General features: G+C 58.4%; 16 protein-coding genes. 12 read left to right on the forward strand and 4 right to left on the reverse strand.

The window, feature by feature from the left end:
* The first annotated feature begins 624 nt into the window (after nt 1–624).
* On the forward strand, nt 625–2,208 hold the full coding sequence (locus tag HV355_RS03470; RefSeq protein ID WP_120157864.1) for a TerC family protein: 1,584 nt from the start codon (nt 625–627) through the stop codon (nt 2,206–2,208).
* Nucleotides 2,209–2,298: 90 nt separating this feature from the next.
* Here the strand turns inward: HV355_RS03470 and asmA are convergent, their stop codons facing one another.
* The 3 genes from asmA to udk form a co-directional block, all read right to left on the reverse strand.
* Nucleotides 2,299–4,149, reverse strand: a complete 1,851-nt coding sequence (gene asmA, locus HV355_RS03475; RefSeq protein ID WP_182400917.1) for an outer membrane assembly protein AsmA — start codon at nt 4,147–4,149, stop codon at nt 2,299–2,301.
* A 22-nt stretch (nt 4,150–4,171) separates the two neighbouring features.
* Entirely contained in the window at nt 4,172–4,753 is a 582-nt protein-coding gene (gene dcd / locus HV355_RS03480) for a dCTP deaminase (RefSeq protein ID WP_006176323.1), read from the reverse strand.
* A gap of 91 nt (nt 4,754–4,844) precedes the next feature.
* Nucleotides 4,845–5,486: a uridine kinase gene (udk, locus tag HV355_RS03485; protein WP_010431898.1), complete on the reverse strand. Its 642-nt coding sequence runs from the start codon at nt 5,484–5,486 to the stop codon at nt 4,845–4,847.
* 343 nt (nt 5,487–5,829) lie between these two features.
* Between udk and HV355_RS03490 the strand changes: the two genes are divergently transcribed.
* Nucleotides 5,830–9,159 (forward strand): diguanylate cyclase, encoded by a 3,330-nt coding sequence (locus HV355_RS03490; protein ID WP_148400029.1) that lies wholly within the window; start codon nt 5,830–5,832, stop codon nt 9,157–9,159.
* Here the strand turns inward: HV355_RS03490 and alkA are convergent.
* On the reverse strand, nt 9,124–9,996 hold the full coding sequence (gene alkA, locus HV355_RS03495; protein WP_182400919.1) for a DNA-3-methyladenine glycosylase 2: 873 nt from the start codon (nt 9,994–9,996) through the stop codon (nt 9,124–9,126). The genes HV355_RS03490 and alkA overlap by 36 nt on opposite strands.
* A gap of 130 nt (nt 9,997–10,126) precedes the next feature.
* Here alkA and yegD point away from each other — a divergent pair, with 130 nt between their 5' ends.
* The 10 genes from yegD to yegS all read left to right on the forward strand — a co-directional run bounded on the left by yegD (nt 10,127) and on the right by yegS (nt 25,757).
* The gene (gene yegD / locus HV355_RS03500; protein WP_120157860.1) at nt 10,127–11,479 is read left to right on the forward strand and encodes a molecular chaperone; all 1,353 of its coding nucleotides are present in this window, start codon (nt 10,127–10,129) and stop codon (nt 11,477–11,479) included.
* Nucleotides 11,480–11,687: 208 nt separating this feature from the next.
* Nucleotides 11,688–12,890 (forward strand): MdtA/MuxA family multidrug efflux RND transporter periplasmic adaptor subunit, encoded by a 1,203-nt coding sequence (locus HV355_RS03505; RefSeq protein WP_182400920.1) that lies wholly within the window; start codon nt 11,688–11,690, stop codon nt 12,888–12,890.
* On the forward strand, nt 12,890–16,012 hold the full coding sequence (locus HV355_RS03510) for an MdtB/MuxB family multidrug efflux RND transporter permease subunit (RefSeq protein WP_182400922.1): 3,123 nt from the start codon (nt 12,890–12,892) through the stop codon (nt 16,010–16,012). Before HV355_RS03505 ends, HV355_RS03510 begins: the two co-directional genes overlap by 1 nt.
* Complete coding sequence (gene mdtC, locus HV355_RS03515) at nt 16,013–19,090, forward strand: multidrug efflux RND transporter permease subunit MdtC (protein WP_182400924.1); 3,078 nt, start codon at nt 16,013–16,015, stop codon at nt 19,088–19,090. It abuts the gene before it with no gap.
* Complete coding sequence (locus tag HV355_RS03520; protein ID WP_120157856.1) at nt 19,091–20,506, forward strand: MFS transporter; 1,416 nt, start codon at nt 19,091–19,093, stop codon at nt 20,504–20,506. It abuts the gene before it with no gap.
* Nucleotides 20,503–21,906 carry a two-component system sensor histidine kinase BaeS gene (gene baeS / locus HV355_RS03525; protein WP_089599856.1) on the forward strand — a complete coding sequence of 468 codons (1,404 nt, stop codon included), beginning with the start codon at nt 20,503–20,505 and terminating at the stop codon, nt 21,904–21,906. Before HV355_RS03520 ends, baeS begins: the two co-directional genes overlap by 4 nt.
* Complete coding sequence (baeR, locus tag HV355_RS03530) at nt 21,903–22,625, forward strand: two-component system response regulator BaeR (RefSeq protein ID WP_010433713.1); 723 nt, start codon at nt 21,903–21,905, stop codon at nt 22,623–22,625. Before baeS ends, baeR begins: the two co-directional genes overlap by 4 nt.
* Nucleotides 22,626–22,759: 134 nt before the next feature.
* Nucleotides 22,760–23,092 (forward strand): YegP family protein, encoded by a 333-nt coding sequence (locus tag HV355_RS03535; protein ID WP_010433711.1) that lies wholly within the window; start codon nt 22,760–22,762, stop codon nt 23,090–23,092.
* 154 nt (nt 23,093–23,246) lie between these two features.
* Nucleotides 23,247–24,608 carry a tRNA 5-hydroxyuridine modification protein YegQ gene (gene yegQ / locus HV355_RS03540; protein ID WP_010433709.1) on the forward strand — a complete coding sequence of 454 codons (1,362 nt, stop codon included), beginning with the start codon at nt 23,247–23,249 and terminating at the stop codon, nt 24,606–24,608.
* Between the two features lie 249 nt (nt 24,609–24,857).
* Complete coding sequence (gene yegS, locus HV355_RS03545; protein WP_182400926.1) at nt 24,858–25,757, forward strand: lipid kinase YegS; 900 nt, start codon at nt 24,858–24,860, stop codon at nt 25,755–25,757.
* Nucleotides 25,758–25,819 lie beyond the last annotated feature (62 nt).

Consider the following 25,819-nt stretch of genomic DNA (forward strand, 5'->3'; position numbering starts at 1 on the left):
AGAATGCAGTTAAGCAATTAGAAATATAACTGGCATCAGTCCTAAAAAAAGCTTATTCATCCATTGGCTATTGACAGAATAATCGAGGCTGATTCACACGCTTTCAGGCACGCTACCGCCCTTGGCTTTCAGTTACCAATCCACTGACTAAACAATGTGTTATGGATAGACACCCTCTTAAACAAGGTCTTATGGAAATATTTCAGCCACGTTAAATAGCCCGTTGGCAATGAATTGCCACACCATAAGAACGAAACAAAAATAGCAACAAAGAAATTTAACATTTGATGCTGGGAGAATTGTTGCAGCTAACCTAATAGCAGGCAAGGAGACAACCCTCCTAATATCTGTTTTTAAGATTAATATTAAGAGCAAAGTTTTGAGGTTTTAGGATTTTCTTTATATTGACAAAATATGCGTTAAAACCATTTATTGCGATATATCCTAAATGTGACCCAGTGTAATTAAATCTTCTCCATTACCTTATTTACACAGCTCATTTTTTCATTCGTTTTATCCCCTCTTCTATTAAGAGAAATCTCAGCCTGGCATTGCAATTTCGGTCAGCTTTATCCATGATCGAAGTGTGACATTGCTCATGTAACTGAAGGTATTGCTATTACTATGGAATGGATTGCCGATCCATCAATCTGGGCCGGGCTGGTTACGCTGGTCGTCATCGAATTAGTGCTCGGTATTGATAATCTGGTCTTTATCGCCATCCTCGCCGAAAAGCTGCCCCCCGCGCAGCGCGACCGTGCGCGCGTTACGGGTTTGCTGCTGGCGATGGTGATGCGTCTGCTGCTGCTGGCCTCAATCTCCTGGCTGGTTACCCTCACCACACCGCTGTTTACGCTCTACGGCCTGAGCTTCAGCGCGCGTGACCTGATCATGCTCTTTGGCGGGTTGTTCCTTCTTTTCAAAGCCACGGTTGAACTCAATGAGCGGCTCGAAGGCAAAGACAGCGATAGCCCCACGCAGCGGCGCGGGGCGAAATTCTGGCCGGTGGTGGCGCAGATTGTGGTGCTCGACGCGGTTTTCTCCCTGGACTCCGTCATCACCGCCGTGGGCATGGTCGATCACCTCGCGGTGATGATGGCCGCCGTGATCATCGCCATTACGCTGATGGTAATGGCAAGTAAAGCGCTCACGCGGTTTGTGAACAGCCACCCGACCATCGTGATCCTGTGTCTGAGCTTCCTGCTGATGATTGGTTTCAGCCTGGTCGCCGACGGGTTTGGTTTCCACATTCCTAAAGGCTACCTGTACGCGGCGATTGGCTTCTCGGTCATGATCGAATCGTTAAATCAGCTGGCAATCTTTAACCGTCGCCGCTTTCTCTCCGCAAATCAGACGCTGCGCCAGCGCACTGCCGATACGGTAATGCGCCTGCTGAGCGGGCGAAAAGAGGATGCCGAGCTGGACGCCGAATCCTCTGCGATGCTGGCCGATCACAGCGACGGGCAGATCTTCGATCCGCAGGAACGACGGATGATTGAGCGGGTGCTCAACCTGAACCAGCGCTCCGTCAGCAGCATCATGACCTCGCGTCACGATATCGAGCACATCGATTTGACGGCCCCGGAAGAGCAAATCCGCGCCTTGCTGGATAAAAACCAGCACACCCGGGTCGTGGTCACGGGCGGTGAAGAGGAAGAGGAGCTGCTGGGCGTGGTGCACGTGATTGACCTGCTGCAGCAGCAGCTCCACGGCGAGCCGCTTAATCTGCGCGTGCTGGTACGCCAGCCGCTGGTGTTCCCGGAAGGACTGCCGCTGCTCTCCGCGCTTGAGCAGTTCCGTAACGCGCGTACCCACTTCGCCTTTGTGGTGGATGAATTCGGGTCCGTCGAGGGGCTGGTGACGTTGAGCGACGTGATGGAAACCATCGCCGGTAATCTGCCAAATGAGGTGGATGAAATCGATGCGCGCCATGACATTCAGAAAAATGCAGACGGTACGTGGACGGCTAACGGCCATATGCCGCTGGAAGACCTGGTGCAGTTTGTGCCGCTGCCGCTGGATGAGAAGCGTGAGTATCACACCATTGCGGGACTGCTGATGGAGTATTTACAGCGTATCCCGCAGCCGGGGGAAGAGGTTCAGGTAGGCGACTATCTGCTGAAAACGCTGCAAATTGAAAATCATCGCGTGCAGAAAGTGCAGCTCATTCCACTGCGGGATGAGGAAGAAATGGATTTTGAGGTGTAAAAAAGCCGGGTGGCGCTTCGCTTACCCGGCCTACGGTGTCCGGTTTTTGTAGGCCGGGTAAGGCGACGCCGCCACCCGGCACCACCGACATCAAAGCTTATCTAACAGCTTCTTCACGTCCTTGCCGGTTTGGGAATCTTTATTGCGGTCCGCCCAGCTATTCAGCCGACGCTTTGCTTCGTCCTGCAGATGCTTACGCAGGATCTGATCGACCTGCAGGCTGTAATTCAGCGCCTGCCATTTACCGTAAACGTTCAGCGGGATCGGCGTCTGTTTCAGGAAATCGATAAGCTCGCCTTCGCCTTCCCATCCGGAAAGCACGCGGACGTTAAACCGCGTATCCGCCGTCTCTTTCACTAAATCCAGCTTGCCCTCACCGGTCAACGACAGCAGAGAAGACGTTCCCTGCATCTCGTCCAGAGACAGCTTGCCGTTATCCAGGGTCAGCTCACTGGTAAAGCTATCGAGACGCGTTGCGCTATCGTAGTTTTCCTGCGCTTTGACATTGCTGCTGCGCTCTACCGCCTGCTGCACCAGCTGCTGGAAGTTGAGGCCTTCCATTCGGGTGTCTTTCAGCTCAACGTGCGCCTGACCCTGCCAGTCGCGGCGAAATGCCTCCGCGTCAATCTTCGTGCCGGAGAAATCCCCCGCCAGCGTCAGCTGACCCGTGAGGTCAATCGGATAGTTGAAGGCTTTGAGGATCGCGCCGATCTCAATGTTTTCAAGGCGTGGCTGGAATTCGGCGGTGGCCACGTCTTTGCGCACGTCCAGCGTCCCCGGCAGCGACATGTTCCCCGCCCCCATCTTGCCGCTGAGTTCAGAGATCACCAGCAGGCCGTTATGGTTGAACATCTGGCTGCTGACGTCGGTGAAATCAATACCGCGCCAGCGTACGCTGTTGGCTTTCAGCAGTATGTCGGCGGTAAACCCGCGCAGACCGTTGTAATTGGGCTGATCGAGGTTTGAGGAGATCACCGGACGCGGTTTCGCGGCCTGGCTTTGCCCTGTCTGCGCGACATCACCGTCAGCCGCAGCGTTCGGCTGCGGTGGCAGCAGGTTTTCCAGATTCAGCTTGTCGAACTGCAGGTCAAAAACCCATTTCGGTTTTTCAGCAAGGGAGACGCTCGCCTGCCCTTTCAGGGTACTGTCGTTGGCCTGCAGGTTGAGCGCGTTTAGCTCCAGCTGCTTGTTTTCTTCATGCCAGACGGCCTGCAGCGTGCCCTGACCGGTAATCCCTGCTGTCGGCAGGTCTGCACCCGTCAGCTGCCAGTTCAGCTGCTGGACATCCGCCGTCAGACGATGGGGATAGTCCGACGCGTTCACGTTAGCGTTCATGGAGAGGTTCAAATCGCGCTGATCGCGGTTGACCCGCCCGGAGAACTCCACGGTGGCGATATGGTTGGCGTCCTGCTCCATCCTGAGGTTGATGTTGCGCACGGTGACCTGCTCGTCACCTTCATGCTGGAAGACCAGCACGCTGTCGGCCACTTTCAGGTTACCAATATCGAACGACCAGCCGGTATCAGACGGCTCGTCAGGCAGGTTATTTTCGCGTGGCGCGACCGGGGCATCCGCTTTACGCACCGCCTCGGTTTGGGGAGTCAGCTGGATCACCGCCCCTTTCAGCATCACCTGGTCAACCTGAAGCTGATGCGAGAAGAGCGGGATCAAAGCCACATCGAGGCGCATATTGTCTGCCGACACCAGCGGCTGAGACGCCCCTGGCGCGGTTAACGACATACGCCCCGAGAGGATGCTGAGTTGCGGCCAGACGTGCCAGCGCAGCGGCCCGTCCAGCTTCAGTTCATAACCGCTGCGTGCTTCGACCTGCCGCACCATATAAGCACGGAAATCATTGGGATTAACCAGCAGCACCAACGCAGAAAGGCCAGCCACCAGTACCACCAGCAAAATCATCAGCGTTGTCAGAACTCTTCTCATGGCATCCTCAGTGAACGAACAATCAGTCTTTATCAATACGACTGGCAACCGCACCCTGCTGGTCGCGATATTTCGCGTCCTGACGGCGGTTGTAAGGACGATCTGCCGGGCCTGTCAGCGGCTCAAAGCTCAACGCGCCAATCATCATGCCCGGGCGCAGCGCCAGAGGCAATTTACCGGCGTTGAAGAACTCCAGCACGATGCGGCCAGACCAGCCGGGATCGATACGGTGAGCGGTAACGTGAACCATCAGGCCCAGACGCGCCAGCGAAGAGCGGCCATCCAGCCAGCCCACCAGATCGGCAGGCAGCGTCACCGACTCAAAGGTCACGGCCAGCGCCAGCTCACCGGGATGCAGATAAAACGCCTCGCCCTCATCAAGGACGATTTCGTCACTCATCACGCGATCGAGCGCGGCGCTGACTTCATCTTTCGGCCCGCTGAGATCGATAAACGGTGCCGTGTGGCCGCTGAAGGTGCGGAATTTATTCCCCAGGCGCACGTCAACGGTGACACCGTTAATGCGCTCTACCGGCGGACGCGGGGTGATAGACAGGCGGCCTTCATCCAGCCAGGCTTCTATATCGCGGTCACAAAGACGCATGGCACTTTCTCCTTTCGTGCATCGTGCCCCGCAACCGTAGGGTCGCAGGGCAAAACCAGGTTATCTCTGAACGGTACACAATTCGCGCGGCTTATTCAAAAAACTGGCTGATTTTCGCTTTTAAGATATCAATAGCAATACGGTTTTTACCGCCACGAGGCACGATAATATCGGCGTATTGCTTAGATGGCTCGATAAATTGCAGGAACATTGGACGCACGGTTTTCTGGTATTGCGCCATGACGGAGTCCATGGAACGACCGCGTTCGTTAACGTCGCGCTTGATGCGGCGCATCAGACAGATATCCAGCGGCGTATCGACGAAAATGGAGAAATTCATCGACTCACGCAGACGCGCATCCGTCAGCAGCAGGATGCCTTCAAGGATAATGACTTTTTTCGGTTCAATGTGAACCGTTTCCTGCGTACGGGTATGTTCTACGTAGCTGTAGACCGGCAGCTCAATGGCCGTACCGTTTTTCAGCGACTGAAGATGCTGGAACAACAAGCTGTGATCCATCGCACTGGGGTGGTCGTAGTTGGTTTTGACGCGCTCTTCCATCGAAAGATGGGATTGGTCTTTGTAATAGCTGTCTTCGGGAATGACGCCGATGTGCTCATCACCGACTTGTTCACGCAATTCGCGATAAAGCGTACTGGCAATTAGACTCTTACCTGAAGCCGATGCGCCGGCGATGCCTATGATGACGCACTGATGAGACTTATCAGTCATAAATTTAGCGACCTGATTAACCTGGATGTTAAGGAAGGACGACGCCGGAGCGTCAAACGCGGCAATTATAGGGATTTCGCGGGCGTGATACCAGTCGAAAGCGCAGGTTATGCGAGACTGCCTGAAAAGTGTCTTTTTACTCCCTGAGTGAAATTTTAATGCCTGCTTTTTCGGCGTTCACCCGGAATTTTTCCCGGAGTAACTATTTAATAAGTCTATGATGTCAAAATCTGAGCAGTCAGCATATGATTTGTAAATTGTTTGTACTAGCATAAACGAAATTAATCCTTTCACGCGCCCGGACCTCGCTCCTGACGGCATGGCGTCCCTGGATAGAGCGGTAATGAATAAACAATACCAACGGGTTTTGGTTACCACCCCACATCCTTTATTACGACTTGTCTGCCTGGGCCTGGTCACCTTCATTTTTACCCTATTTTCACTCGAGCTGACCCGCTTTGGCACGCTGCTGGCACCGCTGTGGTTCCCGACGTCCATCATGATGGTGGCCTTTTATCGCCACGCCGGGAAAATGTGGCCGGGTATCGCGTTGGCCTGTTCGTTCGGCAATATTCTGGCCTCGTGGATGCTCTTCTCATGGGGATCCCTCAACCTCGCCTATACCTTTGTGAACATTATCGAGGCGTGCGTGGGGGCGTTACTGCTCCGCAAACTGCTGCCCTGGTACAACCCGCTGCAGAACCTGAACGACTGGATCCGCCTGGCCGTGGGCAGTGCGCTGATCCCGCCTCTTGTGGGCGGGGTACTGGTTTATTTACTGGTACCGAACGCTGAACCCCTGCGTAATTTCCTCATCTGGGTGTTGTCGGAATCCATCGGCGCGCTGGCGCTGGTGCCGTTAGGGCTGCTATTTAAACCACACTACCTGCTGCGTCACCGTAACCCGAAACTGCTGCTGGAAACGCTGGTGACGACGGTGATAACGCTGGTTCTCTGCTGGGCGGCGATCACCTGGCTCCCCTGGCCTTTTACCTGCGTCATCGTCCTGCTGATGTGGAGTGCCGTTCGCCTGCCCCGGATGGAAGCCTACCTGGTATTTTTAGCCACTATCATGATGGTCTCCCTGATGATGGCGAGAAACCCGGCGTCCATAACGCCGCAGAATGTTATCGTTGCGTTCAACGCGCCCTGGCTCCCCTTCCTGATGATGCTGCTGCCCGCCAACGTCATGACCATGGTGATGTACGCGTTTCGCGCCGAACGCAAGCACATCACCGAAAGCGAAGAGCGTTTTCGTAATGCGATGGAGTATTCCGCCATCGGTATGGCGCTGGTGGGGATCGAAGGCCAGTGGCTGCAGGCCAACAAAGCGTTGTGCAATTTCCTTGGCTATAGCCAGACGGAGCTTCAGTCCCTCACCTTCCAGCAGTTGACCTGGCCTGAGGATTTGAACACCGATCTGGAGCAACTTGAGCAGCTGGTAAGCGGCGAAATTAATACCTATACGCTGGAAAAACGCTATTACACCCGTAACGGCGAGGTTGTCTGGGCGCTGCTCGCCGTCTCCGTTGTCCGTCATGCTGACGGCACGCCGCTCTATTTTATCGCCCAGATTGAAGATATTAACGACCTGAAACAAACCGAGTGGGTCAACAAACGCCTGATGGAGCGCATTACGCTCGCCAACGAAGCGGGCGGGATTGGCATCTGGGAGTGGGATCTGGAGCCGGATATTATTAGCTGGGACAAGCGGATGTTCGAGCTTTACGAAATCCCGCCGCACATCAAACCGACCTGGCAGCTCTGGCATGACGCCATGGTGCCAGAAGACCGGGAGCATGCTGAAAAAGTGCTGCGCGATTCATTAATCGCAAGGCTGCCGTTTAAGCTGGAATTTCGCATTCGGGTGAAGGACGGCATTCGCCACATTCGTTCGCTGGCCAATCGGGTGCTGAACAAGCAGGGCGAGGTGGAACGCCTGCTCGGCATCAATATGGATATGACCGAGGTGAAGCAGCTTAACGAAGCGCTGTTCCAGGAAAAGGAGCGTCTGCATATTACGCTCGACTCCATCGGCGAAGCGGTGATCTGTACCGACATCGACATGAACGTCACCTTTATGAACCCGGTCGCCGAGAAAATGAGCGGCTGGCCGCAAACCGAGGCCATCGGGCAACCGATCCTGCGCGTGCTGCACATTACCTTTGGCGAAAATGGACCGTTGATGGAGAACATCCACAGCGGCGATATGTCACGGTCCGATATCGAACAGGACGTGGTGCTCAACTGCCGCAACGGTGGGAGCTTCGACATTCACTACAGCATCACTCCATTAAGTACCCTTGACGGGCACAATATTGGCTCCGTACTGGTGATTCAGGACGTGACCGAGTCGCGCAAAATGCTGCGCCAGCTGAGCTATAGCGCCTCCCATGATGCGCTAACCCGGCTCGCAAACCGCGTCAGTTTCGAGAACCATCTCAAACGCCTGCTGCAAACGGTGCAGGAGACGCACCAGCGTCATGCGCTGGTGTTTATCGATCTCGATCGCTTCAAAGCCGTTAACGATACGGCAGGTCATGCCGCGGGCGACGCCCTTCTGCGGGAACTCTCCTCCCTCATGCTGACCATGCTGCGCTCCAGCGATGTTCTGGCGCGGCTGGGTGGGGATGAGTTTGGCCTCCTGCTGCCGGACTGCAATCTCGAAAGCGCGCGCTATATCGCGGGACGGCTGATTAACACCATCAATAACTATCACTTCACGTGGGAAGGACGGCTGCACCGGATCGGCGCCAGCGCGGGTATCACGCTGATTGATGAGAGTAACCATCAGGCGGCGGAAGTGATGTCTCAGGCAGATATCGCCTGTTATGCCTCGAAAAACAGCGGTCGTGGTGTGGTCACGCTCTACGAGCCACAGCAGGAGCGGATCCACAGCAACCGCAGCATGATGTCACTGGACGAGCAGTGGCACATGATCAAAGACAATCACCTGATGATGATAGCCCGCAGCGTCGCCTCCCCGCGCATTCCGGAAAGCGCCAGCTTCTGGCTGCTGTCGCTCCGCCTGTGGACCAGCCAGGGTGAAATGCAGGAAGAGCATGCCTTCCGCTCAGGTCTGGCGGAGCCTGAACTGCTGCACGCCCTCGACAGGCGGATCTTCAACGAGTTCTTCCGTACCTTTGCCGCGCCCGTCGCTGCAAAAGGCATGGGCGTTGCCCTGCCGCTCTCGGAAGCCGGATTAGCCAGCGTCACGCTGGTGGATGAACTGCTCGATTTGCTTGAGAAAAGCCCGCTGCCCGGCCGTCTGCTGCATCTGGTTATCCCGGTTGACGTGGTGCGCAACCCGGATGAAAACGCGCAGCGTAATTTGCAAAAACTCCGCCATGCGGGCTGCCGCGTGGTGTTAAGCCACGTGGGACGCGATATGAATGACGTTAACCACCTGAGCCCCAACATGGCTGATTATCTGATGCTGGATACCGACGTGGTTAACAACGTTCACGGCAATTTGATGGACGAAATGATGGTGACCATTATCCAGGGGCACGCTCAGCGTCTGGGGATGAAAACCCTGGCGGGACCCTGTCATCAGCCGATCGTCATGGATACGCTTTCAGGCATTGGTATCGACTTCATTTACGGCGATACCATCGCTGAAGCGCAGCCGCTGGAGCTACTGCTGAATACCAGTTACTTCGCCATCAATTAAGGGTGACCAGCCGTCGGTATACCAGATGTGTAATAGCGCATAGGAGCGCCACGGCTGCCAGCGTTCGGCATAGCGACGGATTTGCGCGGGCGTCATGCCGGCGAAGCGCTGCTTAATCAGGTAATCATCCGGCAGAAAGACATCTTTCGCCTGCCAGCCGCGCAGGGCCAGATAGTTTGCCGTCCAGCGACCAATTCCCGGCCGCTGTTGTAACGCCTTCATTCCGGCCTCAATATCCGCGGGCGGGGAAAGCGGAAACGTCCCGTCGATCGCCGACTGTGCCAGATGAATCAACGACTCCGCGCGCTTTACCGGCATGCCTAAGGCTTTCAGCGCCATAGGGTCCGCTGCCGCCAGCGCGTCCGGCGTGGGGAAACAGAGATAGCCCGGACAATCCGCCACCGGTTCGCCGCACAGCGCCACCACCCGCGACGTCAGTTTCGCCGCCATCGCCACGCTCACCAGCTGCCCAAGAATGGCCCGAACGCCCTGTTCGTAGGCATCCATAGCCCCTGGCAAACGCAAGCCCGGCCGCGCGGCACCGAGATCGCCCAGCGTATCCGCGATGAGCTGTGGGTTACAGGCGAGATCGAACAGGCGCGCTATACGCTCAAGGCAGGTCTGCGCAACCGGGATAAGTCCCGGACTGAGCGTCACGACCAGCGTATGGGCCGCGGTATCTGGCGTCACGCGAAAGACACCCCGATGGCCATCGCAGGCGAAACTGCGCTCGTAGTAGTTGCCCGTGACGGTTTCAATGCCCGTGACCGCACGCGCGCCAAGAAAGCTAAACATCCACGGCCAGTCGTAAGGGGGTTGCCAGGTCAGGGTATACATCGTCTCTCCTTTTGGGTTCTCCACAGCATAAACGGAAAGGTCCTGTTTCGCCTTGCTTTCATATTCCTGTTGTCGCCATGAAGACATTTCGTTAAAGTCTCGCCCCTTCTCACTGGCATGGGGATTTATCGTGTTTATTGGATTCGACTACGGTACGGCAAACTGCTCGGTTGCGATTATGCAAAACGGACAGCCACAGCTCCTGAAAATGGAAAAAGAGAGCACGCTGCTACCGTCAATGCTCTGCGCGCCAACGCGCGAAGCGGTCAGCGAATGGCTGTTCCGCCATCACCAGGTTCCTGCTACCGCAGCGGAAACCCAGGCGCTGCTGCGCCGTGCGGTCAGCTTTAACCGTGAAGAAGATATCGACGTTACGCCGTCCAGCGTGCAGTTCGGCCTCTCCTCGCTCGGTCACTATATTGAAGATCCGGAAGAGGTTTACTTCGTCAAATCACCGAAATCCTTCCTGGGTGCCAGCGGCCTGAAGCCGCAGCAGGTGGCGATGTTTGAAGATCTGGTGTGCGCCATGATGCTGCACATCAGAAATCAGGCGCAGACCCAGGTGCCGGATGCCATCACCCAGGCGGTGATTGGTCGCCCGATCAACTTCCAGGGGCTGGGCGGCGATGAGGCCAACCAGCAGGCGCAGGGGATCCTTGAGCGTGCGGCGCACCGCGCGGGCTTCCGCGACGTGGTGTTCCAGTATGAGCCCGTTGCCGCCGGGCTGGATTTTGAAGCCACGCTGACGGAAGAAAAACGCGTATTAGTCGTGGATATCGGCGGGGGCACCACGGACTGCTCGCTGCTGCTGATGGGGCCAGAGTGGCATAACCGTCGCGATCGTGAAAATAGCCTGCTCGGGCACAGCGGCTGCCGCGTAGGCGGTAACGATCTGGATATCGCGCTGGCATTCAAGAGCCTGATGCCGCTGCTCGGCATGGGCGGCCAAACGGAAAAAGGCATCGCCCTGCCGATCCTGCCGTGGTGGAACGCGATTGCCATTAACGACGTGCCTGCGCAAAGTGATTTTTACAGCACCGCGAACGGCCGCTTCCTGAACGATCTGGTGCGCGACGCGCAGGACGCCGACAAGGTCGCGCTGCTGTATAAGGTGTGGCGTCAGCGCCTGAGCTACCGCGTGGTACGTACTGCGGAAGAGAGTAAAATTGCGCTTTCCGACCGCGCAGAACATGCGGTCTCGCTGCCGTTTATCAGCGACGATCTGGCTACGGCGATTTCGCAGGACGGGCTGGAAACCGCACTTGCTCAGCCGCTGCAGCGCATTCTGGAACAGGTGCAACTGGCGCTGGAAAACGGCAAAGAGAAGCCGGACGTGATTTACCTGACCGGGGGTAGCGCACGGTCGCCGCTGATCAAGAAAGCGCTGGCAGAACAACTGCCGGGCATTCCGATTGCCGGTGGGGATGACTTTGGCTCCGTTACCGCAGGGCTGGCGCGCTGGGCACAGGTGATGTTTAGGTAGTGCTGCTGTGCCGGGTGGCGGCTTCGCCTTACCCGGCCTACAAAATCCTCGAACCGTTGGCCGGGTAAGCGAAGCGCCACCCGGCTAAAAAGATCGCCACACTCAGACCATTCCTGACAGTCTTCCATATTTCCTCCATTTTTCCGCTGTGTTAGCTGACTAAACTAGTATCATTCCCCGAAGTGTTTCAGGATGAGAACGTATAACGATGAAAGGCAGTAACAAATCCCGCTGGGCGATCGCCGCTGGCATCATTGTGGTGGTCCTTGCCGCCGCCTGGTACTGGCACAGCCAATCCGCTAACACCCCGGCACCCGCCGGTGCCACGAGCGCGTCGCAGGGCCCAGCCGCCGGAGGCCGTCGCGGTATGCGCGGCGGTGCGCTGGCACCGGTACAGGCGGCAACGGCGGTGAACAAGGCCGTTCCTCGCTATCTTACCGGCCTCGGGACCATTACCGCCGCCAACACCGTGACGGTGCGCAGCCGCGTCGACGGTCAGCTTCAGGCCATTCACTTCCAGGAAGGGCAGCAGGTCAAGGCGGGTGATTTACTGGCGGAAATCGACCCGAGCCAGTTCAAGGTTGCCCTCGCCCAGGCGCAGGGCCAGCTCGCGAAAGACAAAGCTACCCTCGCCAACGCTCGCCGCGATTTAGCGCGCTACCAGCAGCTGGTGAAAACCAACCTCGTGTCACGTCAGGAGCTGGACACCCAGCAGTCGCTGGTCAGCGAAACGCAGGGCACCCTCAAAGCCGACGAAGCCGCCGTCGCCAGCGCACAGCTGCAGCTGGACTGGAGCCGCATTACCGCGCCGATTGACGGACGCGTGGGCCTGAAACAGGTCGATATCGGCAACCAGATCTCCAGCGGCGACACCACGGGCATCGTAGTCATCACCCAGACTCACCCTATCGATTTGGTCTTTACCCTGCCGGAAAGCGAAATTGCCACCGTGGTGCAGGCGCAAAAAGCCGGAAAGGGGTTGGTCGTGGAAGCCTGGGACCGCACCAACAAGCAGAAGCTGAGCGAAGGTACTCTGCTCAGCCTGGATAACCAGATCGACACAACGACCGGCACCATCAAGCTGAAGGCGCGCTTTAACAACCAGGACGATGCCCTCTTCCCGAACCAGTTCGTCAATGCGCGGATGCTGGTCGCGACCGAAGAGAACGCGGTGGTGATCCCAACGGCTGCGCTGCAGATGGGTAACGAAGGTAACTTCGTCTGGGTACTGAACAGCGACAATAAAGTCAGTAAACATCTGGTGAAAACCGGGATTCAGGACAGCCAGACGGTGGTGATCGCCGCCGGGCTTACCGCTGGCGACCGCGTGGTGACAGACGGCATCGACCGCCTGACCGAAGGGGCGAAAGTGGAAGTGGTTGAACCGGCGAAACAGGGAGCGAAAGCCTGATGCAGGTGATGCCACCAGGCTCTACAGGTGGGCCTTCACGCCTGTTTATTTTGCGACCTGTCGCCACCACGCTGTTGATGATGGCGATCCTGCTGGCCGGGATTATCGGTTACCGCTTCTTGCCCGTGTCGGCGCTGCCGGAAGTGGATTATCCCACCATCCAGGTGGTAACGCTCTATCCGGGTGCGAGCCCGGACGTGGTGACGTCCGCCATTACCGCACCGCTGGAGCGCCAGTTTGGGCAGATGTCTGGCCTGAAGCAGATGTCATCGCAAAGCTCCGGAGGGGCATCCGTCGTGACGCTGCAGTTCCAGCTGACGCTCTCGCTGGACGTCGCCGAGCAGGAGGTGCAGGCCGCGATCAACGCCGCCACCAACCTGCTGCCGTCTGACCTGCCTAACCCGCCGGTCTACAGCAAGGTGAACCCGGCGGATCCGCCGATCATGACGCTCGCCGTCACCTCCTCCGCCATGCCGATGACGCAGGTGGAAGACATGGTTGAAACACGCGTGGCGCAGAAAATTTCGCAGGTCTCGGGCGTGGGGCTCGTTACGCTGGCAGGCGGCCAGCGCCCGGCCGTTCGCGTGAAGCTGAACGCGCAGGCCATTGCCGCGCTGGGCCTGACCAGCGAAACCATCCGCACCGCCATCAGCAATGCTAACGTCAACTCGGCAAAAGGCTCGCTGGACGGTCCAACCCGCGCCGTGACGCTTTCCGCCAACGACCAGATGCAGTCTGCCGATGAATACCGTCAGCTCATTGTGGCCTACCAGAACGGTGCGCCGATCCGTCTGGGCGACGTGGCGACCGTTGAGCAAGGGGCGGAAAACAGCTGGCTGGGGGCGTGGGCCAACAAGCAGCAGGCGATCGTGATGAACGTGCAGCGCCAGCCTGGCGCGAACATCATTGATACCGCCGACAGCATTCGCACGATGCTGCCGCAGCTGATCGAAAGCCTGCCGAAATCGGTCAGCGTGAAGGTCCTTTCCGACCGCACCACCAACATTCGTGCCTCGGTCACCGACACCCAGTTTGAGCTAATGCTGGCGATTGCGCTGGTCGTCATGATCATCTACCTGTTCCTGCGCAACATCCCGGCAACCATTATCCCCGCCGTCGCCGTGCCGCTCTCGCTGGTCGGCACCTTCGCGGTGATGGTGTTCCTCGATTTTTCGATCAACAACCTGACGCTGATGGCGCTCACTATCGCCACCGGGTTCGTGGTGGATGACGCCATCGTCGTTATCGAGAACATTTCGCGCTATATCGAAAAAGGTGAGAAGCCCTTAGCCGCCGCGCTGAAGGGCGCGGGCGAAATCGGCTTTACCATTATCTCGCTGACTTTCTCGCTGATTGCGGTGCTGATCCCGCTGCTGTTTATGGGCGATATCGTCGGACGTCTGTTCCGCGAGTTTGCCGTGACGCTGGCGGTCGCCATTTTGATCTCCGCCGTGGTCTCGCTGACCCTGACGCCGATGATGTGCGCCCGCATGCTGAGCCACGCGTCCCTGCGCAAACAAAACCGCTTCTCGCGCGCCTCCGAGCGCATGTTCGAGCGGATTATTGCCGCCTACGGTCGCGTGCTGGCGAAAGTCCTGAACCATCCGTGGGCAACGCTCGGCGTGGCGCTGGGTACCCTGGCGCTCAGCGTGATGTTGTGGATTTTCATTCCGAAAGGCTTCTTCCCTATCCAGGACAACGGCATTATTCAGGGCACGCTTCAGGCCCCGCAGTCGGTCTCATTCGCCAATATGGCCCAGCGCCAGCAGCAGGTCTCTGAAATCATTATGAAGGACCCGGCGGTGGAGAGCCTGACCGCCTACGTGGGGGTGGATGGTACCAATCCGTCGCTCAACAGCGCGCGCCTGCAGATCAACCTCAAGCCGCTGGATGACCGCGACGACCGCGTTAACGCCGTCATTGAGCGTCTGCAAAACGCCGTCGCGCGGGTGCCGGGCATTGCGCTTTACCTGCAGCCCATTCAGGATTTAACCATTGATACCCAGGTCAGCCGCACGCAGTATCAGTTCACCCTACAGGCGACCTCGCTGGATGCCCTCAGCACCTGGGTGCCGCAGCTGGTGGAAAAACTGAAAGCGCTGCCGCAGCTCTCCGACGTCAGCAGCGACTGGCAGGACAAAGGGCTGGCGGCCTACGTGAACGTCAACCGCGACACCGCCAGCCGTCTGGGCATTACCATGGCGGACGTGGACAACGCGCTCTATAACGCCTTTGGTCAGCGCCTGATTTCCACCATCTATACCCAGGCGAACCAGTATCGCGTGGTGTTGGAGCACAACACGGATAACACGCCGGGCCTCGCCGCGCTGGACTCGGTGCGCCTGACCAGTAAAGACGGCGGGATCGTGCCGTTAAGCGCCATTGCCAGCGTGGAGGAACGCTATACCCCGCTGTCGATCAACCACCTGGATCAGTTCCCGTCCACCACCATTTCGTTTAACGTGCCGGACGGATACTCGCTGGGCGAAGCGGTAGAGGCCATTCTGAGCGCCGAAAAAGAACTCAGCTTCCCGTCCGATATTCAGACCCAGTTCCAGGGGAGCACGCTGGCGTTCCAGGCCGCGCTGGGTAACACCGTCTGGCTGATCGTCGCGGCGGTGGTCGCGATGTACATCGTGCTCGGCGTGCTTTATGAGAGCTTTATCCACCCGATCACCATCCTCTCTACCCTGCCGACCGCAGGCGTCGGGGCGCTGCTGGCGCTGATGCTGGCGGGCAGCGAGCTGGACGTCATTGCCATCATCGGCATCATCCTGCTTATCGGGATCGTGAAGAAAAACGCCATCATGATGATCGACTTCGCCCTGGCCGCCGAGCGCGAGCAGGGGATGTCTCCGCGCGATGCCATCTTCCAGGCCTGTCTGCTGCGTTTTCGTCCGATCCTGATGACGACCCTCGCCGCCCTGCTGGGCGCGCTGCCGCTGATGCTCAGCACCGGCGTCGGTGCTGAGCTGCGCCGTCCGCTGGGGATCGGCATGGTTGGCGGTCTGCTGGTCAGCCAGGTGCTGACGCTCTTTACCACGCCGGTGATCTACCTGCTGTTTGACCGCCTGGCGCTGTGGGCGAAAAGCCGCTTCCCGAAACGTGAAGAGGAGGCGTAAGTGAAGTTTTTCGCCCTCTTCATTTACCGTCCGGTGGCGACAATTTTACTCTCCGTCGCCATCACCCTGTGCGGCGTGCTCGGCTTCCGGCTGCTGCCGGTGGCCCCGCTGCCGCAGGTGGATTTCCCGGTGATCATGGTCAGCGCCTCGCTGCCCGGCGCGTCGCCGGAAACCATGGCCTCGTCGGTCGCCACGCCGCTGGAGCGTTCGCTCGGGCGCATTGCAGGGGTCAACGAGATGACCTCCAGCAGCTCGCTGGGCAGCACGCGCATTATTCTGGAATTCAGCTTCGACCGGGATATTAACGGTGCCGCCCGCGACGTGCAGGCAGCGATCAACGCCGCACAAAGCCTGCTTCCGAGCGGTATGCCGAGCCGGCCGACCTATCGTAAAGCCAACCCGTCCGACGCGCCGATCATGATCCTGACGCTCACCTCGGACACCTACTCGCAGGGTCAACTGTACGACTTCGCCTCTACGCAGCTGGCGCAGACCATCGCCCAGATTGACGGCGTGGGTGACGTTGACGTCGGCGGCAGCTCCCTGCCCGCCGTGCGCGTCGGGCTGAACCCGCAGGCGCTGTTTAATCAGGGCGTGTCGCTGGACGACGTGCGTTCCGCCATCAGCAATGCCAACGTGCGCAAACCGCAGGGGGCGATTGAGGACGGCAGCCACCGCTGGCAGCTCCAGACCAATGACGAACTGAAAACCGCCGCCGAATACCAGCCGCTGATTATTCACTACAACAACGGCGCGGCGGTGCGCTTGAGCGACGTTGCCAGCGTCACCGATTCGGTGCAGGACGTGCGTAACGCCGGGATGACCAACGCCAAACCGGCGATCCTGCTGATGATCCGCAAGCTGCCGGAAGCCAACATCATCCAGACGGTCAACAGCATCCGCGAGCGCTTGCCGGAGCTGCAGGAGACCATTCCGGCGGCCATCGATCTGAAGATTGCGCAGGATCGCTCCCCGACCATTCGCGCCTCGCTTGAAGAGGTGGAACAAACGCTGATCATCTCCGTTGCACTGGTGATCCTGGTGGTGTTCCTGTTCCTGCGCTCAGGCCGCGCGACGCTGATCCCGGCGGTGGCGGTGCCGGTCTCGCTGATTGGCACCTTTGCCGCCATGTACCTGTGCGGCTTTAGCCTAAACAACCTGTCGCTGATGGCGCTGACGATTGCCACCGGCTTCGTGGTGGATGACGCCATCGTGGTGCTGGAGAATATCTCCCGCCATCTGGAAGCGGGCGTGAAGCCGCTGCAGGCGGCGCTGCAAGGGACGCGCGAGGTTGGTTTTACCGTGCTCTCCATGAGCCTGTCGCTGGTGGCGGTGTTCCTGCCGCTGCTGCTGATGGGCGGGCTGCCGGGCAGATTACTGCGCGAGTTTGCCGTCACGCTCTCCGTGGCGATAGGTATCTCGCTGGTTATCTCGCTCACGCTCACGCCGATGATGTGCGGCTGGATGCTCAAGCGCAGCAAGCCGCACACCCAGCCGCGCCGTAAAGGCTTTGGTCGTGTTCTGATGGCGATGCAGGAAGGCTACGGTACATCGCTGAAGTGGGTGCTGAACCATACGCGGCTGGTCGGTCTGGTGCTTATCGCCACCATTGGCCTGAACGTCTGGATGTATATCACCATCCCGAAAACCTTCTTCCCGGAGCAGGATACCGGCGTGCTGATGGGCGGTATTCAGGCCGACCAGAGCATTTCGTTCCAGGCGATGCGCGGTAAGCTGCAGGACTTTATGAAGATCATTCGTGAAGACCCGGCGGTAGATAACGTCACCGGCTTTACCGGCGGCTCGCGCGTCAACAGCGGGATGATGTTTATTACCCTCAAGCCCCGCGACGAGCGAAATCTTACCGCGCAGCAGGTGATTGACCGCCTGCGCGTGAAGCTCGCCAAAGAGCCGGGCGCGAACCTGTTTTTGATGGCCGTTCAGGATATCCGCGTCGGCGGTCGTCAGGCCAACGCCAGCTATCAGTACACCCTGCTCTCGGATGATTTAGCCGCCCTGCGCGAGTGGGAGCCGAAGATCCGTAAAGCGCTGGCCGCCCTGCCGGAACTGGCGGACGTGAACTCGGATCAGCAGGACAACGGCGCGGAGATGGCGCTCACCTACGACCGCGAAACCATGTCGCGGCTGGGCATTGACGTGGCAGCGGCTAACAGCCTGCTGAACAACGCTTTTGGTCAGCGCGAGATTTCTACCATCTATCAGCCGATGAACCAGTACAAGGTGGTGATGGAGGTTGACCCGCGCTACACCCAGGACATCAGCGCGCTGGACAAGATGTTTGTCATCAACAGCGACGGCAAGGCCATCCCGCTGTCGTACTTCGCCAGCTGGCAGCCGTCAAATGCGCCGCTGTCGGTTAACCATCAGGGCCTTTCGGCCGCCTCGACCATTTCGTTTAACCTGCCAACCGGCTCGTCGCTCTCAGAGGCCAGCGATGCCATCAACCGCGCCATGACGCAGCTTGGCGTGCCGTCCACCGTGCGCGGCAGCTTTGCCGGCACGGCGCAGGTGTTCCAGGAGACGATGAACTCACAGGTGATTTTGATTCTGGCGGCGATTGCTACGGTTTATATTGTGCTGGGCGTGCTGTATGAGAGCTACGTTCACCCGCTGACCATTCTCTCGACGCTACCGTCGGCGGGCGTGGGGGCACTGCTGGCGCTGGAATTGTTCGGTGCCCCGTTCAGCCTCATCGCGCTCATCGGGATTATGCTGTTAATCGGTATTGTGAAGAAAAACGCCATTATGATGGTCGACTTCGCGCTGGACGCCCAGCGCAACGGCAACCTCACGCCGGAAGAGGCGATCTTCCAGGCCTGTCTGCTGCGCTTCCGCCCGATTATGATGACCACCCTGGCGGCGCTGTTTGGCGCGCTGCCGCTGGTGATTTCGGGCGGCGACGGCTCTGAGCTGCGCCAGCCGCTGGGGATCACCATTGTCGGCGGGCTGGTAATGAGCCAGCTGCTGACGCTGTACACCACGCCGGTGGTCTATCTGTTCTTTGACCGCCTGCGGCTGCGCTTTTCACGTAAAAAGAGAACCACGGTGACCGAGTAAATGACCGACCTCCCCAACAACGTTCGCTGGCAGCTGTGGATAGTCGCGTTCGGCTTCTTTATGCAGTCGCTGGATACGACCATCGTTAATACGGCCCTCCCCTCAATGGCGAAAAGCCTGGGTGAGAGCCCGCTGCACATGCATATGGTGATTGTCTCCTACGTGCTGACGGTAGCGGTCATGCTGCCTGCCAGCGGCTGGCTGGCGGACAAAGTGGGCGTGCGCAATATCTTTTTTACCGCCATCGTGCTGTTTACCACCGGATCGCTGTTTTGCGCCCAGGCCAACACCCTCGACCAGCTGGTGATGGCGCGGGTGCTGCAGGGCGTCGGTGGCGCGATGATGGTGCCGGTCGGGCGGCTAACGGTGATGAAGATTGTGCCGCGCGAGCAGTATATGGCGGCGATGACCTTTGTGACGTTACCCGGTCAGGTGGGGCCGCTGCTGGGCCCGGCGCTGGGCGGGATTCTGGTGGAGTACGCCTCCTGGCACTGGATTTTCTTAATCAACCTGCCGGTTGGCATCATCGGCGCCATCGCCACCCTGACGCTGATGCCGAACTACAAAATGCAGACGCGGCGCTTTGATTTCTTCGGCTTTATCCTGCTGGCGGCGGGCATGGCCACGCTCACGCTGGCGCTCGACGGGCAAAAGGGGCTGGGTATTTCGTCCCTGACGCTGGGGATGCTGGTCGTTATCGGCATCACCGCCATTCTGTGGTATCTGTGGCACGCTCGCGAGAATGACAAGGCGCTGTTCAGCCTGAATCTGTTTAAAAACCCCACCTACCGTCTTGGTCTGTTCGGGAGCTTTGCCGGGCGTATTGGCAGCGGGATGCTGCCGTTTATGACGCCCGTGTTTCTGCAAATTGGAATGGGTTTTTCGCCGTTCCACGCGGGCCTGATGATGATTCCGATGGTGCTCGGCAGCATGGGGATGAAGCGTATCGTGGTGCAGGTGGTGAACCGCTTTGGCTACCGCCACGTGCTGGTCGCCGCCACGCTGGGGCTGGCGCTGGTCAGCCTGCTGTTTATGGCCGTGGCGCTGATGGGCTGGTATTACGTCCTGCCGCTGGTGCTGTTTTGCCAGGGGATCATCAACTCCATGCGCTTCTCGTCGATGAACACCCTGACGCTGAAAGACCTGCCGGACGAGCTGGCGAGCAGCGGCAACAGCCTGCTGTCGATGGTCATGCAGCTTTCCATGAGCGTCGGCGTGACCATTGCGGGCCTGCTGCTCGGCATGTACGGGCAGCACCATCTCAGCGTGGACACGCCCGTTGCCCATCAGGTCTTTTTATATACCTATCTCAGCATGGCGGTGATTATCGCCCTGCCCGCCGTCATCTTCGCCAGAGTCCCGAATGACACCACTAAGAACGTCGTGATCCGACGCGGCAAAAGGAGTGCACCATGAAATTCTGGCGTCCGGGTATTACCGGCAAACTCTTTGTGGCGATTTTTGCCACCTGTATCGTCCTGCTGATCACCATGCACTGGGCGGTGCGGGTCAGCTTTGAGCGCGGGTTTATTGACTACATTAAGCACGGCAACGAACAGCGCCTGCAGGGGTTAAGCGATGCGCTGGGCGAGCAGTATACGCAGCACGGCAACTGGCGGTTCCTGCGCAACAATGACCGATTTATCTTCCAGATCCTGCGCTCGCTGGAGCACGATAATGACGACGACCGCCCGGGCCCGGGTATGCCGCCACACGGCTGGCGCACCCAGTTTTGGGTAATAGACCAGGACATGCGCACGCTGGTTGGGCCGCGCGCACCGATACCGCCGGACGGCACGCGGCGCGCCATCACCGCTAACGGCGCCACGGTGGGCTGGGTGATCGCCTCGCCGGTTGAACGCCTGACGCGCAATACCGATATTAACTTTGACCGCCAGCAACGTCAGACCAGCTGGCTGATAGTCGCCCTGTCGACGCTGCTCGCCGCGCTCGCCACCTTCCCGCTGGCGCGCGGTTTGCTCGCCCCGGTGAAACGGCTGGTGGAAGGCACGCACAGGCTGGCCGCCGGGGACTTTACCACCCGCGTCGACACCCGCAGCCAGGACGAACTGGGCAAGCTGGCGCAGGACTTTAACCAGCTCGCCAGCACGCTGGAGAAGAACCAGCAGATGCGCCGCGACTTTATGGCCGATATTTCCCACGAGCTGCGCACCCCGCTGGCGGTGCTGCGCGGCGAGCTGGAGGCGATTCAGGACGGCGTGCGTCAGTTTACGCCCGAATCCGTGGCCTCGCTGCAGGCGGAAGTGGGTACGCTGACCAAGCTGGTGGACGACCTGCATCAGCTCTCCATGTCCGACGAAGGCGCCCTCGCCTACCAGAAAGCGCCGGTCGACGTGATTAACATTCTGGAAGTGATCAGCGGCGCCTTCCGCGAGCGCTTTGCCAGCCGCAACCTGAAAATCGACCTCTCCCTGCCGGACAGCGCGGTGGTGTTTGGCGATAAAGACAGGCTGATGCAGCTATTCAACAACCTGCTGGAAAACAGCCTGCGCTACACCGACAGCGGCGGCGGGCTGCATATTTCCGGCAGGCAGGAAAACGGACGCTTCGCCCTCACCTTCGCGGATTCCGCCCCCGGCGTGCAGGATGCGCAGCTGGAGAGACTGTTTGAGCGGTTTTATCGCACTGAAGGATCGCGTAACCGCGCCAGCGGCGGCTCCGGGCTGGGGCTGGCGATTTGCGTTAACATCGTCGAAGCCCACAACGGCACCCTCCGCGCCGCCCATTCGCCTTTTGGCGGGGTTAGCATTACAGTAGAGTTACCTCTGGAACGGGATTTATCGAGAGAAGCATGACCGAGTTACCGATTGACGAAAACACGCCACGCATTTTGATTGTGGAAGACGAGCCTAAGCTTGGGCAGTTACTGATCGACTATTTACGCGCGGCCAGCTACGCCCCGTCGCTGATTAACCATGGCGATCGGGTGTTGCCCTACGTACGCCAGACGCCGCCGGACCTGATCCTGCTTGACCTGATGCTGCCGGGTACTGACGGCCTGACCCTGTGCCGCGAAATTCGTCGTTTCTCCGACGTGCCCATCGTGATGGTGACCGCCAAAATAGAAGAAATCGACCGCCTGCTGGGACTTGAAATAGGCGCGGACGATTATATCTGCAAACCCTACAGCCCGCGTGAAGTGGTCGCCCGCGTGAAAACCATTCTGCGCCGCTGCAAGCCGCAGCGCGAGCTTCAGGTGCTCGACGCCGAAAGCCCGCTGATTGTCGACGAAAGCCGCTTCCAGGCAAGCTGGCGCAGCAAGCTGCTGGACCTGACGCCTGCGGAGTTCCGCCTGCTGAAAACCCTCTCCCACGAGCCGGGAAAAGTGTTCTCCCGCGAACAGCTGCTGAACCACCTGTATGACGACTACCGCGTCGTGACCGACCGCACCATCGACAGCCATATTAAAAACCTGCGCCGCAAGCTGGAGGCGCTGGATGCCGACCAGTCGTTCATTCGCGCGGTGTATGGCGTGGGGTATCGCTGGGAAGCGGATGCCTGCAGGATTGTGTAACATATCCCCTCTGAAACCCGCCTCTGGCGGGTTTTTCTTTTCTGGAATCAATCCATGAATCAACCATACTCTTTTTACCGGTTCGCTTATTTATAACTGGTGCTGATAATTTTACCTTCGATAAAGGAGTACCTATGTCTGGTTGGTTCGAATTAAGTAAAAGCAGTGATGGTCAGTTCAGGTTTGTGCTGAAAGCTGGCAACGGTGAGATCATTCTTACCAGCGAGCTTTATACCAGCAAAAGTGCGGCTGAAAACGGCATTGCTTCCGTACGCACAAACAGCCCCCTGGACGAGCGCTTTGATAAGAAAACGGCCTCGAACGGGAAGTTCCATTTCAATCTAAAGGCGGGCAACCATCAGGTGATTGGCAGCAGCCAGCTTTATGCAACGGAACAATCGCGTGATAAGGGCATAGCCTCGGTCAAAACCAACGGGTCTGCCCAGACGGTAAAAGACAACACCTGACGGCACGAAGCACGCCGGGAGCGCGGTGACGCGACCCGGCGCTTTACCTCCCTGCCCCACAGCGCTACAATGCCCGCCCTTAAAGTGGGGGATCTCCCCTTACCGCTGCACCAGGTGCACGCGGATCTGACCTGTCATCAGAACGAGAACAATCATGTTTAAACCGGAACTCCTTTCCCCGGCGGGAACGCTGCAAAATATGCGTTACGCTTTCGCCTATGGTGCCGATGCGGTGTACGCGGGCCAGCCGCGCTACTCGCTGCGCGTGCGCAACAACGAATTTAACCACGAGAACCTGCAGCTCGGCATCAACGAAGCGCATGCCCTGGGCAAAAAATTCTACGTGGTGGTGAACATCGCGCCGCACAACGCCAAGCTGAAAACGTTCATCCGCGATCTAAAGCCGGTCGTGGAGATGGGGCCGGACGCGCTGATCATGTCGGACCCGGGTTTAATCATGCTGGTTCGGGAGCACTTCCCGGAGATGGATATTCACCTCTCCGTGCAGGCCAACGCCGTCAACTGGGCGACGGTGAAGTTCTGGAAGCAGATGGGGCTAACCCGCGTCATTCTGTCTCGCGAGCTTTCCCTCGAAGAGATCGAAGAGATCCGCACCCAGGTGCCGGATATGGAAATCGAGATTTTCGTCCACGGTGCGCTGTGCATGGCCTACTCCGGCCGCTGCCTGCTGTCTGGCTATATCAACAAGCGCGACCCGAACCAGGGCACCTGCACCAACGCCTGCCGCTGGGAATATAACGTCCAGGAAGGCAAAGAGGATGACATTGGCAACATCGTGCACAAGCACGAGCCGATCCCGGTGACCAACGTTGAGCCAACGCTGGGCGTCGGCGCGCCAACCGACAGCGTGTTTATGATTGAAGAAGCCAAGCGTCCGGGCGAGTACATGACCGCCTTTGAAGACGAACACGGCACCTACATCATGAACTCCAAAGACCTGCGCGCCATCGCGCACGTCGAGCGTCTGACCCAGATGGGCGTGCACTCCCTGAAAATCGAAGGACGCACCAAGTCCTACTACTACTGCGCACGTACCGCGCAGGTGTACCGCAAGGCTATCGACGATGCCGCTGCCGGTAAACCCTTCGATACCACCCTGCTGGAGACGCTGGAAGGTCTGGCGCATCGCGGCTACACCGAAGGCTTCCTGCGTCGTCATACCCACGATGATTATCAGAACTACGAGCACGGCTACTCCATTTCTGAGCGCCAGCAGTTTGTCGGCGATTTCACCGGCGAGCGCAAAGGCGCGCTGGCAGCCGTGGCGGTGAAAAACAAATTCACCAAAGGCGACAGCCTGGAGCTCATGACCCCGCAGGGCAACATGAACTTCCGTCTGGAGCATCTGGAAAACAAAAAGGGTGAAGCGATTGACGTCGCACCGGGCGACGGACACGTCGTCTGGCTGCCGGTACCTGAAGAAGTGGAGCTAGAGTTTGCGCTGCTGATGCGCAATTTCGAGGGTGAAAACACCCGAAATCCGCACAGCAAATAGTCAATCAGCGGGATTTTTTCACATCGGGATAATTCTTAGAATCGGATCACATACCGCTTCGTTCAATACGGGTATTATCCCCAGCGCTGAAAAACATAACCCATAAATGCTAGCTGTACCAGGAACCACCTCCTTAGCCCGCGTAATCTCCCTTACGTGGGCTTATTTTTTTCCTTTCATCCTGTTCTTACCCGCTTTTTTCCTCTCTGCTATACACTCTAACTAACGCTAAAAAAGGGAGCAGCGCGGATGGCAACCTATCCAGACAGTTTATTGATTCTCAACGGCAAAAGTGCGGGCAACGACGTGCTTCGCCAGGCCATTACCGAATTACGGGAAGACGGTGCGCGCATTCACGTGCGGGTGACGTTTGAAAAAGGCGACGCGGCACGGTACATCGATGAAGGCATCCGGCTGGGCGTCAAAACCATTATTTCCGGCGGCGGAGATGGCACCATCAATGAGATCGCCTCCGCGCTTATCGACCTGTCGACGACAGACCGCCCGGTGATGGGGATTTTGCCGCTTGGCACGGCTAATGATTTTGCCACCAGTGCAGGGATCCCAGAAGACTTCGGGAAAGCGCTACAGCTGGCAATTCTGGGTAAAGCGACCGCCGTAGACATTGCGCAGGTGAATGATAAAACCTGCTTTATCAATATGGCGACGGGCGGCTTCGGTACGCGCATTACCAGCGAAACGCCGGAAAAGCTAAAGGCGGCGCTGGGCGGCGTGTCATACCTGATCCACGGCCTGATGCGCATGGACACGCTGAAGCCCGACCGCTGTGAAATCCACGGTGAGAACTTCCACTGGCAGGGCGACGCGCTGGTGATTGGCATCGGCAACGGGCGTCAGGCGGGCGGCGGACAACAGCTTTGCCCGGAAGCGTTGATCAACGACGGTCAGCTCCAGCTGCGGATTTTCACCGGCGACGGACTGCTGCCCGCGCTGTTCACCACGCTGACGCAGCCAGAGGAAAGCCCAAACATTATTGCCGGGAAATCCGCATGGTTTGAAGTGAATGCCCCACACGGTATGACGTTTAACCTTGATGGGGAACCGCTGAGCGGGACGCAGTTCCGCATTGAGGTGTTGCCCGGTGCGCTGCAGTGCCGGTTACCGCCGGATTGTCCGCTTTTGCGCTGAGGGTTTGCCGGGTGGCGGCTACGCCTTACCCGGCTACAGTACCGAGCGCGTAGCCGCCACCC

Source organism: Enterobacter sp. RHBSTW-01064, from assembly GCF_014103035.1.
Classification (GTDB): Bacteria; Pseudomonadota; Gammaproteobacteria; order Enterobacterales; family Enterobacteriaceae; genus Enterobacter; species Enterobacter mori.